The sequence below is a fragment of the Aquimarina spinulae genome (assembly GCF_943373825.1).
Taxonomy (GTDB): Bacteria; Bacteroidota; Bacteroidia; order Flavobacteriales; family Flavobacteriaceae; genus Aquimarina; species Aquimarina spinulae.
In genome coordinates this window covers 3,460,220-3,474,788 of record NZ_CALSBP010000002.1, presented here as the reverse complement: position 1 = coordinate 3,474,788, position 14,569 = coordinate 3,460,220, and the positions used below count along the sequence as shown (strand labels likewise).

Annotated in this window: 13 protein-coding genes and 1 tRNA gene; 8 read left to right on the top strand and 6 right to left on the bottom strand. The window is 33.1% G+C overall.

From position 1 onward, the window contains the following. Positions 1 to 88: 88 nt before the first annotated feature. The 6 genes from NNH57_RS20375 to NNH57_RS20350 all read right to left on the bottom strand — a co-directional run bounded on the left by NNH57_RS20375 (position 89) and on the right by NNH57_RS20350 (position 4,503). Positions 89 to 898 (bottom strand): MotA/TolQ/ExbB proton channel family protein, encoded by an 810-nt coding sequence (locus NNH57_RS20375; RefSeq protein ID WP_025668049.1) that lies wholly within the window; start codon positions 896 to 898, stop codon positions 89 to 91. 82 nt (positions 899 to 980) lie between these two features. After that, positions 981 to 1,068, bottom strand: a tRNA-Ser gene (locus NNH57_RS20370). Between the two features lie 69 nt (positions 1,069 to 1,137). Next, positions 1,138 to 2,172: an asparaginase gene (locus NNH57_RS20365; RefSeq protein ID WP_074409565.1), complete on the bottom strand. Its 1,035-nt coding sequence runs from the start codon at positions 2,170 to 2,172 to the stop codon at positions 1,138 to 1,140. A gap of 38 nt (positions 2,173 to 2,210) precedes the next feature. Next, positions 2,211 to 2,999: a TatD family hydrolase gene (locus NNH57_RS20360; RefSeq protein WP_074409564.1), complete on the bottom strand. Its 789-nt coding sequence runs from the start codon at positions 2,997 to 2,999 to the stop codon at positions 2,211 to 2,213. 182 nt (positions 3,000 to 3,181) lie between these two features. Beyond that, the gene (locus NNH57_RS20355) at positions 3,182 to 3,919 is read right to left on the bottom strand and encodes a tetratricopeptide repeat protein (RefSeq protein WP_074409563.1); all 738 of its coding nucleotides are present in this window, start codon (positions 3,917 to 3,919) and stop codon (positions 3,182 to 3,184) included. Continuing rightward, a complete protein-coding gene (locus tag NNH57_RS20350; protein WP_074409562.1) occupies positions 3,916 to 4,503 on the bottom strand; it encodes an RNA polymerase sigma factor in 588 nt (195 codons plus the stop codon). Before NNH57_RS20350 ends, NNH57_RS20355 begins: the two co-directional genes overlap by 4 nt. 105 nt (positions 4,504 to 4,608) lie before the next feature. Here NNH57_RS20350 and NNH57_RS20345 point away from each other — a divergent pair, with 105 nt between their 5' ends. From NNH57_RS20345 to NNH57_RS20310, 8 genes are all read left to right on the top strand, one after another. After that, positions 4,609 to 5,646: a hypothetical protein gene (locus NNH57_RS20345; RefSeq protein ID WP_108807945.1), complete on the top strand. Its 1,038-nt coding sequence runs from the start codon at positions 4,609 to 4,611 to the stop codon at positions 5,644 to 5,646. Positions 5,647 to 5,795: 149 nt separating this feature from the next. Next, complete coding sequence (locus NNH57_RS20340) at positions 5,796 to 7,790, top strand: PKD domain-containing protein (protein ID WP_108807946.1); 1,995 nt, start codon at positions 5,796 to 5,798, stop codon at positions 7,788 to 7,790. Further along, positions 7,771 to 10,377, top strand: coding sequence for a CHAT domain-containing protein (locus NNH57_RS20335; RefSeq protein ID WP_159099222.1), 2,607 nt, complete (start codon positions 7,771 to 7,773; stop codon positions 10,375 to 10,377). Before NNH57_RS20340 ends, NNH57_RS20335 begins: the two co-directional genes overlap by 20 nt. Then, the gene (locus tag NNH57_RS20330) at positions 10,374 to 10,811 is read left to right on the top strand and encodes a retropepsin-like aspartic protease (protein ID WP_074409559.1); all 438 of its coding nucleotides are present in this window, start codon (positions 10,374 to 10,376) and stop codon (positions 10,809 to 10,811) included. The genes NNH57_RS20335 and NNH57_RS20330 overlap by 4 nt, the downstream gene beginning before the upstream one ends. Positions 10,812 to 11,303: 492 nt before the next feature. Next, entirely contained in the window at positions 11,304 to 12,269 is a 966-nt protein-coding gene (locus tag NNH57_RS20325; protein ID WP_159099223.1) for a methionyl-tRNA formyltransferase, read from the top strand. Between the two features lie 46 nt (positions 12,270 to 12,315). Then, complete coding sequence (locus tag NNH57_RS20320; protein ID WP_108807949.1) at positions 12,316 to 12,870, top strand: phage tail protein; 555 nt, start codon at positions 12,316 to 12,318, stop codon at positions 12,868 to 12,870. A 55-nt stretch (positions 12,871 to 12,925) separates the two neighbouring features. Next, on the top strand, positions 12,926 to 13,480 hold the full coding sequence (locus tag NNH57_RS20315) for a phage tail protein (RefSeq protein WP_108807950.1): 555 nt from the start codon (positions 12,926 to 12,928) through the stop codon (positions 13,478 to 13,480). A gap of 55 nt (positions 13,481 to 13,535) precedes the next feature. Further along, positions 13,536 to 14,543 carry an SAM-dependent methyltransferase gene (locus tag NNH57_RS20310; RefSeq protein ID WP_108807951.1) on the top strand — a complete coding sequence of 336 codons (1,008 nt, stop codon included), beginning with the start codon at positions 13,536 to 13,538 and terminating at the stop codon, positions 14,541 to 14,543. Positions 14,544 to 14,569: the final 26 nt, after the last annotated feature.

The window sequence follows — 14,569 nt, the reverse complement described above, 5'->3', positions numbered from 1 at the left end:
TTTTGTTTGGATCACAACACGTAATCCGTAATTAAATAAAAGTGTAAATTAAAAATCTTATAAATCAGATTTTTATTAGAAACATCAATTATTTCTTTTTCTTGTAATCTACCAAAATATCGATTAAAGTAATCGAAGCATCTTCCATATCATTTACAATTCTATCAATTTTTGCAACGATATAGTTATAGAATATTTGAAGAATAATTGCAACAATAAGTCCAAATACAGTAGTAAGAAGTGCCACTTTAATACCACCTGCTACAAGAGAAGGTTGCATATCATCTGCAGCCGCAATTTTATCAAATGCTGTAATCATACCAATTACCGTTCCCATAAATCCAAGCATTGGAGCAAGAGCGATAAATAATGATATCCACGATACATTTTTCTCTAATTGTCCCATTTGAACACCTCCGTATGCTACAACTGATTTCTCTGCTGCATCTATACTTTCGTCTGCTCTATCAAGACCTTGATAATAAATTGATGCAACAGGTCCTTTTGTATTTCTACACACCTCTTTTGCTGCTTCAATACCACCACTATTTAATGCATCTTCTACATTTTGTTGTAGTTTCTTAGTATTTGTTGTAGAAAGATTTAAAAAGATAATTCTTTCAATTGCTATCGCAAGACCTAAGATCAAACATAAAAGTACGATACCCATAAATTGAGGGCCTCCTTCGATAAAACGTCTTTTAAGGTTTTGATGAAAAGATAGTTCATCTGTAGTAGCCTCGGATACTGCTTCTTCTTGAGTTGTTGTCGTATTAGTTATAGGAGCAATTAATAATTGCACATTTGCCGTTAATAACTGGGCAGGTGCAGTAGATGCTTGTAAGTTTCCAAAAGTCATTACTGCTGCGATTGCCAGAATAGAAAATAATCTTTTCATTGCGCTGATTCTTAATTTTAATTAGTTAAAGGGTTAAAGATATAAAAATAATATAAAATTTATTAAAAAATTGATAATAATGCAGAGAGGAAGGGATTCGAACCCTCGATACGCTTTTGACGTATACACACTTTCCAGGCGTGCGCCTTCGACCACTCGGCCACCTCTCTTGGTTTTCCCCCAAAAAAATAAGGATGGGCAAATAACAAAAAAAATGTTAACTATTGAAATTTGAGGCGTTAATTTTCTGACATTTCGCCGCGAAGAGAGGTTTCATAAATGGTTTTGAGGACTTTAAGGGGTAATTTTTCCCCTAACAAATACATCAATTTTGCTACTGCAGCCTCTGTAGTAATGTCTTTTCCCGAAATAACACCTGCTTTTTTTAGTGCAATACTAGTATCATACTTACCCATTTCTACACTTCCTCCTATACATTGTGTAACATTAATTACTGGTATTCCTTTTTGGATAAGATCAGAAATTATCTCGATAAACCATTTTTTTGTAGTTGTATTACCTGCTCCATATGTTTCTAAAACCACTCCTTTTATAGCTTCTAAAGAGAAAATACTCTTCAAAATATTCTCATTAATCCCCGGAAACATCTTAACGACAATAACATTATTATCAAAATGAGTATGATATACCATCTTTTTTCGCCGACTACACGTTAGTAAAAAAGAAGTATTGATCTTAAGATGCACTCCAGATTCTACCAAAGATGGATAGTTAAGGGATTGAAATGCTTCAAAATGTTCTGCATTAATCTTAGTAGTCCTATTAGCTCTAAGCAATTTATATTCAAAATAGAGCCCTACTTCTGTAATTACAGGCTTTCCTTTTTCTTGTAATGCCGAAATCTGAATTGCAGTAATCAAATTCTCTTTTGCATCGGTTCGCAGATCGCCTATTGGTAATTGAGAACCTGTAAAAATAATAGGTTTAGCCAGGTTTTCAAACATAAAACTAATCGCCGATGCTGTATAGGACATCGTATCACTTCCATGTAAAACAACGAATCCATCATATTTTTTATAATTATCATTAATTATATCTCCCAATTCTTTCCATCGATCAACATTCATATCAGAAGAATCAATAGGCTTCTCAAAACTAATGGTATTGATATTACAATCTAATTGTTTGAGTTCTGGGATGTTTAATAACAACTCATCGAAATCGAAAGCTACCAGGGCACCTGTCTTGAAATCTTTTACCATCCCAATGGTTCCTCCGGTATAAATAAGTAATATGTTTGGCGAAGTATTCATATGGCAAATGAACGAAAATTAAATTATATTTTATTGGTCTAGATACCGAATATATCGCTAGAGTTTTTAGTAGTAATTGCAGCTATTTCTTCTATAGGTTTTTGATATATATCTGAGAGTTTTTCTAAAATATTAAGTAAATAAGAACTTTCGTTACGTTTACCTCGATACGGGGTTGGTGCCAAATAAGGTGCATCTGTCTCCAGTACAATATGATCTAATGAAATCTGATCTAAAAATCTATCTATTTTACCATTTTTAAAAGTAACGACACCTCCTATTCCTAATTTCATATTATACCCTATAGCTCGATGGGCGTCGTCTATGGTTCCTGTAAAACAATGAAAAATCCCAAATAGGTCGTCGCTTTTTTCTGATTCTAATACTTCAAAAACTTCTTCAAAAGCTTCGCGACAATGTATTACTATAGGTAACTTGTGCTTTTTTGCCAATTGGATTTGATATTTAAAAGCTTCTTGTTGAGCCTTCAAAAAAGTTTTATCCCAATACAAATCTATACCTATCTCCCCTATTGCATAAAAATTTTTGTCGACCTCCTTATTAGAACGTTTTTTAAGTTCATTCTCTACAAACACAAGTTCCTCTTTGTAATTCTCTTTTACATGGGTAGGGTGCAATCCCATCATCAAAAAAACATGTTCTGGATACTTGGTTTCTATTGCATACATAGCTTTGGTATATGTAGAATCAATAGCTGGAACAAAAAAGCGTGTCACCCCATTTTTTATAGCACGTTGCATCATTTCATCCTGATCCTCATCAAAGGCTTCACTATAAATATGAGTATGGGTATCGGTTAGTATCATGCCGCAAAAGTATTAAATTAGAGTTAATACCAGCCAGCAATCTATTGCTTTTATTATTGAGCTCTTTTCAGCTTTTAATTCTAAGTTATAGAACTGTATCTTTTCACTTCTAGATATAAGTTCTTTGCTAAAACTATTTTAAGATTCGCTTTACAGAAAACAAATTAATAGATTACAAAACATCACATTTTTTTCAATAATTCCTGAGCCCTAGTGTAATCTTCTGCATCTTCGGGAATATTCTCTAACAATGTAGCACATTGATCATATTTTTTTTGTTTCAGTTGGTTTAGTGCTTCAAACCATAATGCCTTATATTTATATCCAGAGTTTCCCTGATACAGTTTCTCTAAAACCTGAGTAGTTTCTACATACTTATCCTGTTCTAATAATGATAGTCCATAATAGAATTGATATTCTACATTATTTTCATCTTTTGACAACAATATCAACAGGTACTTTTCTGCTCCAGCATAATCTTCTGAGTTAAAGGCATGTTCTGCATTCTTACTATCCTTTTCTGCACTTCCTCTTTCTGTAATTGATAATTCGGGAATATTTGCAAAATCACTATATACAGGGCTACTTTGCCCAAAAAAGTATACGCCAAAAATTACAGCTACACTTGCAGCCGCAGCATATGCCCAAACGGGCATTCTTATCACTTTGGTTTCTTTTCTAGTTGCTTTCTTATTAAAGTGTAGATCTCCAATCGTTTTCAAATTACCTTCTAATGCTTCTTCCTCTTTTTCTGAAGTAAAACGTGTATCTAGATGTGAATTTAACTCTTGATATAGTTTAAACTCCTCTGCAACAGATGTATCTTCACTAATCAGTTTTGTTAACATTTTTTCTTCGGTAGCAGAGAGTTCGTTGCTACAGAACCGATCAAACAGCTCATATTTTTCTTCTGGGGTCATAACAAATTCTTTATTTTATTAAACTTAGGAGTGTTTTGAACAAGTTTTGTTAACTGACCAATACATAAAGACTTTTTCTTACGAACATACCCATAGGACTGCCCTAGTTTTAAAGCCACTTCTTCCATAGATTTTGTAGTAAAAGTTACCTTTAATAATTCTCTACAAGCTTTACCTAATTGGTCAAACATCTCTTTAAAAAGTTCATGTTTTGCATTAAAAATCTCGGTTTCTTCTGCAAAACGAACACTCTCGTCGTCTATAGATACAATCTCTTCATTAATTGTTACCTGATTATTAGAATGCTTTTTTAATTCATTCAACCATTTACGTTTACACAACAGGAAGAAATAGGCATCAAATGGGCAGGTAAGTTGTAGTCCTTTCTCTTTTGCCTGTTTATAAATAGTGATTAAAGTTTCCTGAATAATATCCTGAGCTCTGGACTCATCTCCACTATTATTTTTTATATACCCAACTACTTTCGGAGCGAATTTATTATAAATCTCGGTTAAGATTACTGTATCATTCTTCAAAAGAGCTTCAATGTATTTCTGATCAGAATGAAATTTGGTATTTCCCATAAATAGCGAATATAAGCGACTAATTTAAAAAAAGTTATCAAGATAAGGGTAACAAAAAATCAAAGCTATTGATCTGATGTTGTAAACAATAAAATTTCGAAAATTATGAAAACATCAAATAGAACGATTGCAGTACCGAAGAATAGTAGGAATGCAAAAAAAGCGATGATGAATTTTTTACTTTTAAGCTTAGCTATTCTTTTATTAGGAAGTTGTAAAAATGATGATAATGATATTAGTATCGAAAAAATCATAAATGGAATAGAGCTGCAAAAAGCAATTAAGGACAACCGTGAAGGAGCAATGCAGACTTTTGCAATGAATGCTGAATCGGGAGGGTATATGTACGGAGAAGAAGGTACACAGCTCCATTTTCTCCCCAATAGTTTTTTAGATCAAAATGGCGATCCCGTTAGCGGAAGTGTTACTATTGAATTAATAGAAATCTATGATAAAGCAAAAATGCTACTCACCAAAATGCCAACCAATGGTAAACGTCCAAATGGTAATATTGAAACTTTAAAATCTGCTGGAGAATTTTTCATAAATGCAAAACAGAATGGAAATCAACTGCAACTTGCAAGTGGATTTGATATTTTTTCGCCAAATGAAGATTTTGACCCTGAAATGAGGTTGTTTAAAGCTAATGAAAATGGTTGTGACAGCGATGTAATAGATTGCGATGTTGTTTGGGAAGAAAATGAGGAAGGAGATATTGATCTTGGTCAAGGAGAAGGACCTAATGGAACAGGAGTAACGGGATATTCTGGTTTCATTAATAATTTTGGGTGGACTAATATTGATCGTTGGTATAATGACCCTAGACCAAAAACTGTTATTTATGTAGACGCTCCTGAAGGATATGACAACACAAATTGCAATATATATGTGTCTTATGATGGTGAACCAACTGCATTAGCATTATTAGATACCTATATTGAAGAAACCGAATTATTCTCTGAGCATTACGGGCAAATTCCTATCGGATTAGAAGTACATTTCATATTTGTATCTGTTCAGGATGGTGAGTATACATATGCAATCCAGGGTGCAACGATAACAGAAGATCACGTAGAAGTAATTGGATCTACCACTACAGGTACCGAAGCCGAATTAATAGCATTAATAAATGGGTTACCATAAATCAAAAATCATACTGGAATATGTAAATTAGTTAGCGGGGGTTACGGCAAATTCCAGTATATATTCCGGGAGGTAATCTCTCGGAATATTTTTGTTAATATTTCTAATTTAACTTTTTACTTATCTTTAGTAACTACTAATAACAAATCATGAGGGGCTACATCATCTTATACTGTACTGTATTATTTCCATTTCTGTGTATTGGACAAATACTAACCAACGATACCATACCTAGAATCGCACCTATATCTCATGAAATTAATGGAAACCAAGTAGTTTATGGAGCAGAAATGCCACCTTTAAATCAAATTGCTGGTGCTCCCAAAGCTTTTTATACCTACTATTGGGAATTTGGTGATGGTAATTATAGTTTTAAAGAAAAGCCTGTACATCGATATGCTTCTTCAGGAACATACGAAGCCAAACTTTGGGCAACTAATAATTATGATAATGGGAAACCACCTACAAGTAGGCCAAAATCAATAACTGTGAGTGATGCATCAGATGAAGCTTCTATAGGCCCTAATTCCCCTTTTATTGAAGATGATGATTTAATTCTGAAACGAAATCGTGAACCTATTCCTGATCAGGAAATGGTATTTATAACAAGTTACAAAAATACCAATAACTACATTTCTAATGGTAAATTATACTTGTTTTATAATGATAATCAATTTAAAAATGACAACTTTATTCTGGAAGATACCAGATTACATCATGGGGAAAAAATTATTCCGCTACCAATTATTTCTGAAAGGCTCTCTCAAAATGACGATCATACTTTATTAGCTTCTTCAACTCATACCACACTACAAAATAGAACATTATTTGTTCAGGATACTACAAAAAGAAAAAACCTTCCACTTACATTAGAAGAGTCCAAATCATTGTATCGCAATTATCAGGTAATTGCATTTAATGATATGCAACCTGGTGAAGAACGAAACATTTTCAGGACTCTAAAAACAACACCCGAAATGATCAAAGATACCAGTGCTATTGTTACACTAAGAAGTATTTATGTCCCTGATGAAAATTTTGACAACCACTCCGTGAAGGATACAGAAATGGAAATTGTTACTTCTCATGATCCCAATAAAATGTCTTCTAATGGTTGGTTAATGAACTATCGGTTAGTTCGTTTTAAACGTCTCAAATTTAAAGTACGTTTTCAAAACAACGGAGAAGGCCCTGCCAATACTATAAAACTAGCAGTAGACACTCCGGAAATGTTTGACAAATCTACATTAAAAATTGATGGTATGTATCCCGAATGCCCAATTTGCCCTAAAGAAAGAGAAGTTAATTACAGTTGCCTTGATACTATTCTAAAAAAAGACAAGATCATTTTTCAGTTTAATCGAATATATCTTCCCGGAAGTCAACAAAAGAATGTAGCCGAAATAGATTCGACCAAAGGATATGTAAAATATTCTATGAAATTCGGCAAAGATTTTCATAAAAAAAAGACCAAAAGTCGTACTGCTATATATTTTGACAAAAACGAGCCTATTATCACCAACTATGCAACTACGCGGTTTATGCCTGGTATTTCTATAGGTGCAAAAGCAGGATATATTATGGTTCCCGAACTAGATAACCAAAAAGAGTATTTTGTTGGAGCAACATTATCTCCTTTTAAATCCTACAGAGGATATTATCAGGCAGAATTAATGGCATCTGCATCTTCTTATGACGAACTACGAAACTTTGAAACTACTTCTATAGATGCAAATGGTACCGAAAGTCTAATTCAATTCTCAGAAGCGAATACATTTAATAACATTTCTATTTATGCGGTTCCCGGGTCATTTCGCTATAATTTCAACAACTTTTTTGCCATGGGAGCAGGAATCCAATTAAAAATGGATATTACCAGTAAAAATGATCAGGAAACCACAGGAGAAGGATTTACGATTATTAGAAATAATGGCCCAACTCCCCCAGAAATTATTCGAAATCAAGATCTTGATGTTTCAGAAGTACAAGAAATCAAAGATGATTTTGCAAATATACAGACTGGTGTTTTTGTTGGGATAAATTTGGGGGCTGTAAGAATAGGACCGAGTCTGGGAGTTAGATATGTTTATAATTTTGATAGCCCAAACTCTCAAATTCAATTCTATGGTATTTGGAAGTTTTAGAGCATTTCTATGTATCGCTGCTCTGTGGTTAGGAAATCCAATCGTACAGGCACAGCAAAAAACAAAAACCTCAACGTTTTTATATGATCAGTTAGATCACTTTATACAAAAACCGTCGAATTCTGAAGCACTACGGTTAAGTAAAATGATCGCTCCCAAAAAAGATCAGCTTTATACAAAAGCAGATCAGCTAGCTTGGGTAATTGTAAACTGTAATCTGGGGTATTACAACAATCAATTTAACGACAAGCCAACAGCTATTTTATATTATGAAACTGCCTGGAAAACATATTATGAAAAAGGATTAATCGATTATGACATCATTGAAAATTGCTTACAACCACTCGGTAATATCTATACAGAAGTTGGGGATTTGCCCAAAGCCGAAACCACTATAAAGAGCTATTTATATCTGGCTGAGCAATCTAAGGACACCTCAAAAATTATTTCTGGGATCACTAATCTTTCTATCGTATATCATAATCAAGCGAATTATTCAAAAGCTCTCGAAATACTCAAAAAAGGGTTAAACATTGAACCTAACAACATCAATTTATTAACAAACACAGCCACAAATTACCTGGATTCTGGTGACTATAACAAAGCAAAAACTTTTGCCAATAAAGTAATTACAACAAATGCCAACCAAATTAATGCTTATCAAATTCTTGCTGCAGCAGCTTTAGAGAAAAAAGAATTTAAAAAAGCTCAAAATCACATTGAACAGGCTAGATTTCAATTACTCAAAAATAAAAATACATCAGCTAGAACTACTGTCAAATGGCAATTAGCTTATATCGACATTTTATTATCCAAGTCAGAATTTGGCGAAGTTCAAAAAAACCTGAAAGAAATATATACCTCTCTCCTACCGGGATATTCGTCAAATACCGATTTACCACCTAAAGAGTATCTTATCGCAGATAGACTTCTGTTAAAAGCTTTAGATATTCATGCTTATATTTATCAACAAACCCAAAAACCTCTTTTAGCGATAGCTGCCTTTGATTTAGCTTTTGATGTAAACTCAAAGTTAAATATTGTATATCCGCTTCAGGACACTCGGATCATTCAACACAGCCAAAACAGAAACAGAACCGAAGCCTATATTGATCTTCTTTTTACTATTCACCAAACTCAAAAAGAGGAAAAATATGGCATGCAAGCATTTCGGGCAGCCGAGCATTCTAAATCCCCTCTTGTAAATGAAGCTTTGATATCCAAAAAAATACTATCGCAATACAAAAACGATTCTTTGGTCTCAAATAAAAATCGACTTAATGCAGCATTAACATCCTATGAGACTCTAATTTTAAAAGAAAAATTAAAAGGCGAGGATGCTCGTATTGATCAAATTCAAAAATGGACTACAGCTCACGACACTACATCTATTTCCCTTAAAGAAATACTCAAAAAACTTCGTCATACCTATCCCAAACTACTTCAACATCAAAACAATATTTCTATTCCGGCTCTTCAGAAAAAATTAAAAAAAAATCATATCACTTTGATTGAATATTTTTATGGAAACCAAAACATATATCAATTTATAATCACTCAAGATTCTTTTGAAATCAAAAAAATAGAAAATCCAGAATATTTTAAAAGTATCATCAAAAAGTACGTTCATTATTTCGACAATGCTTCGATGATTACCAGCGACATAACCGAATTCACAAAAAAAGCTGCAGAGCTTTTTAACGTGTTAAAAATCCCCAAGCAACCAAAAAAACTATTAATCGTCCCCGATGGTCTTCTTTGTTTTATTCCTTTTGAGACCCTATTATTAAAAAAGACGAATTCAATAAATTTTAGTAAAATGCCTTTTTTAGTAAGGTCTGCTGAAATAAGTTATGAAATTTCGGCTGGTAAGTATTTGCGATCCAATCCCAAAAACCTTCAGAAAAAAACGGTTCTGGGTGTATTCCCTGTTTTTGAAAATACAGAGAAAGAACTCTCATTTTCAAAAAACGAAAGCAAATCTATACAATACTATTTTAACGGGGATTTTATAGAAAACGAACAAGCAACTTATCACCGGTTTATTAAATTAGCAAAAGAACATGATATCATTCATTTGTCTACACACGCCGAATCAGGAAGTTTTTCTAGACCAGCCTCTATACAATTTTGGGATCGGGATATTCTGGTTAATCAATTATACGGAGCACAGCTTAATGCAAATCTGGTAGTGCTAAGTGCTTGCGAAACTGGTGTTGGCAGATTAGCAAAAGGAGAAGGCCCTATTAGTATTGGCAGAGGTTTTCATTATGCCGGAGTAGAAAACATACTTTTTTCATTATGGAAAGTAAATGACAAAACTACTGCTACAGTAATGAAAAACTTTTACCAAAATCTTAATCATTCTATTCCCAAGGCAAAAGCGATACATCTTGCCAAGCTAGATTATCTGGATACAGAAAGCATTTCTAATGTTCAGAAATCACCTTATTATTGGGCCGCATTTGTATATTATGGTGAGATTGAACGTCCTTATTCCTTAAGCTATTTTTGGTATAAAATTGGTATTGTTTTATTTATTTTAATTATACTACTTTTACCCAAGTTTCTTCAAAATAAAGCATGAGTACACTTCGAAAGTTTTTAAACCAAAAAGAATATCACAGAATTAAATTAGTTTTCACAAAGACAAATCATTTTGAAGTTAAAGCAATATTAAATGATGTAGAAGGTAATTTTATAATCGATACAGGTGCTTCTAACTCCTGTGTAGGGTTTGAAGCTGTAGATAAATTTTCTCTTTTTGCGCAGGATAGTGATGTAAAAGCTGCAGGAGCTGGTGCTACTGATATGCTAACACAACTTTCACAAAAAAACACCATACAAATCGGAAGCTGGTCAAGAAAAAGAATATCTCTTGTTTTATTTGATCTTAACCATGTAAATGCAGCGCTAATAGCACATCATGCAGAACCTGTAGATGGCATTATTGGAGCTGATATTCTTAAAAGAGGTAAAGCAATTATTGACTACGAAAAAAAATGCATGTATTTGAAATAAGCTTAATTATCTACTATAGTATATCATACGGCAGCTAAAAAAAACAGTTTAAAAGTAAGATTTGTTACTATTTTTTAACTAAATTTAAGTTCTAAACATTAATATTAATCGATTTTTTTAATCAATGGTACGGATTCTACCATCATACAAATGTTTCCTTCAGTAATTGTTACATCCAACATCTTAGTATACAAAACTTATACTCGGATATTCTAAATTGCAAAATACGCTCATTAATTATCTAATTACCCCTGAATAAACTTTTATGGTAAGAAAGTTTGTATCTAAAAACGTTATGAGTTACCCCATTTATTGCAAATTTCAAATAAGCATTTCTAAGCTATTTCAAGCTAACACATCTGTCAAAATCAAGTAATTATACGTATTGACTGGTTTTTAACTTTCTGTTTTCTTTGAGAAGATAGAAGATTAAAAAACAACTATCGTCATTTACAAATAGATAGATAATCAAACTGGTTGAATTTAATGAATATGAAAATTATACTTATAGGAAGTTTTCCGATTAGCATTGCGCTATATCAGCATTTATATCAAAATAAGTCTTTGCAAGCGGTTTGTATAGAGGAAACAACTGTTCAGCAATCAAATCCTAATTATTTAGATTTAATCAAACAAGAAGGAATAGAGACTTTTGTTATTAATAATAAAAACATTTCAACCCAATTTAAAGATTGGCTACTGGATAGATCTCCTGATTTAGTATTAGTTTGTGGTTTCTCATTAAAAATTCCAAAAAATGTAATACATATTCCCAAACATGGTTTTTTAAATATTCATTACGGAAAACTACCCGAAAACCGCGGTCCAGATCCTCTATTCTGGTCTATCAAAAAAGGAGAGAGTAATACCGCCATTACCATACATCAAATTGATGAAGAATGGGATACCGGAAAAATTCTCTTAGAACACCCTGTTTCTATTATCCCAGGAGAAACGTTAGGAATGGTAAATTCTAAAATGAGTTATTTATTGAAGAATTTAACTGAGCAAGCTATTGAATTGGTTCAAAATTCGAATAATTACAAGCTTCAACCTTCTGAACTATCATTTTATAATAGAAGACCAACCTCCTTACAAATCACTATTAATTGGGAAAAACAGACAGCAGTCGAGATTGAAAACCTGGTAAATGCCTGTAACCCCAAATACGGTGGAGCAACTACTTATTATCAAGGATCTCCCATAAAAATACTAGAAGTCTCTCCTGTCGACACTCAAGTACCATTGTTAGGAAAAACACCTGGAGAAATTATTCATGCACATCCTCAAGAAGGCTTGTATGTATGCTGTAAGTATGGAAAACTTATAAAATTAAACATCATTAGCTCTGATGCAGGTACACTAACCGGAACTAAATATGTACATCTAGGAATACGACAAGGGCATCTATTTACGACAACCTTACATCAAACACCTAAAACACATATCACAATATAAAACTAAATTCAAAACAACTAATTATAAATTTTAAAATCAACATATTATGGAAGGAATGATCGGAGAAGTTCGCATGTTTGCGGGTAATTTTGCACCAAGAGCCTGGGCACTTTGCGAAGGGCAATTATTACCTATCAGTCAAAACACTGCATTATTCTCAATTATTGGAACTATTTATGGCGGAGACGGAAGAACTACTTTTGCATTACCAGATTTAAGAGGACGTGTTCCTATTGGCCCGGGAAATGGTCCTGGCTTACCTTCTTACAGAGAAGGACAAAAAGGAGGCTCATCGATCAATGTTTTAAATATAACCCAATTACCTTCTCATAATCATATCGGAGCTGTAAAAGTTAGTTCAGGAAATGCCACTCAAAATGAAGCGACCAATGGAGCTTCAATTGCAACTCCGGGAACAGGATCAGGAAGATCTTTTAACGCTACAGCTGGATTTAATACTGCATCTCCTGACATCACTTTAAATGCAAACTCTGTAGTAACAGGAAATACAGGAGGAAATCAAGCTGTAAACAACATGCAGCCCTTTTTGTCTATATACTATATCATATGTTTACAGGGGGTTTTTCCATCAAGAAACTAAAAACAGAACAGTATCACTCAAACACAAATAGTATCAAATTTAAAACTAATATTTTATGGAAGGAACAATCGGAGAAGTTCGCATGTTTGCGGGTAATTTTGCACCAAGAACTTGGGCATTTTGTGAAGGGCAACTACTGGCTATTAATTCTAACCAGGCTCTATTTTCAATTTTAGGAACCACATATGGTGGTGATGGCAGAACCTCGTTTGGTCTACCTGATCTAAGAGGACGCGTACCTATTAACCCAGGGACGGGAGCTGGACTTCCTACATATAGAGAAGGGCAAAAAGGTGGTTCAACCATTAATATTTTAAACGTTACCCAAATACCTTCTCATAATCATAATGGAGCTGTAAAAGTTAGTTCAGGAAATTCTACTCAAAATGAAGCGACCAATGGAGCTTCAATTGCAACTCCGGGAACAGGATCAGGAAGATCTTTTAACGCTACAGCTGGATTTAATACAGCATCTCCAGATGTAACTTTAAATGCAAACTCTGTAGTAACAGGAAATACAGGAGGAAATCAAGCTGTAAACAACATGCAGCCCTTTTTATCTATATACTACATCATATGTTTACAGGGAATTTTTCCTTCACGAAATTAAAAATAAGCACAAAGAGGTAGCGCACCTCCTCTTTGTGCATATCACAAAAACTATAATGACAAAAAGAGTCAAAAAAATATACAACATAACCCAAAAGTTATTATTCTCGTCCAAAAAAAAGGATGCAGAATCTATTCTGGATCTCTATAATTTTTATACGTGTTTTCCTTTGAAGGAAGATAATCAGGGGGATATTTCTCTAAAAAATGGAATTGCTATTTCAAAAAAAAATGCTGCAGATTGTATCCATGATTATAAAAGGACCGCTTCTTTTTTAAGAGGGGTTTATAATGCCATTATCGAATGCAAAAAAAAGTTCCCAAATGAAGAGTTAAATATCCTTTATGCTGGCTGTGGACCATATGCGCCTCTATTATTACCCTTACTCTCTCTCTTTGAGCCAGATAATATTAATATCACTTTATTAGATATTAACCAAGCTTCAATAGATTCAATAAAACAGATCGTTATCGAATTAGGTTATGAAACCTATATTTCTAATTGCATTGTTGCCGATGCTACACAATACCAATATCGCAAAAATGAATCATTACATATGATTATCACAGAAACAATGTTTCATGCGCTAACCAAAGAACCACAAGTAGCTATAACACAAAATTTAGCTCCGCAACTCATCGAAGGAGGTATATTAATCCCTGAAGAAATTAGTATAACATTAGGGTATTCTTTTTTTTCCAAAGAACCATTTCTTAACCAATACAATAACACATACCATGTAGCTAATCTTATCAATCAAAATGCAAAAAGAAAATTTGTTGAAACCTTATTTTCTCTTACCAAAAGTAAAAATAAAGGTGTGGTAGATTCATATTATTTTGAAAGTAAGTGGTATCCTATTCCGGAAAATTATGAAGAAACCCCTGATATCTGTATTTATACCTACATCAAAGTGTTTGATGTCTTTCAACTACAATATGAAGACTCGCTAATTACAAATCCGTATTGCTTGACTTCTCTATATAACTTGCAAAACAAGAGCAAATTTAAAATAAAATATAGTATAGAAAATATTCCTAATTGGGAAATCACAGTTAGTTAAAATAACGTGCTTTTAAAATCAAAATT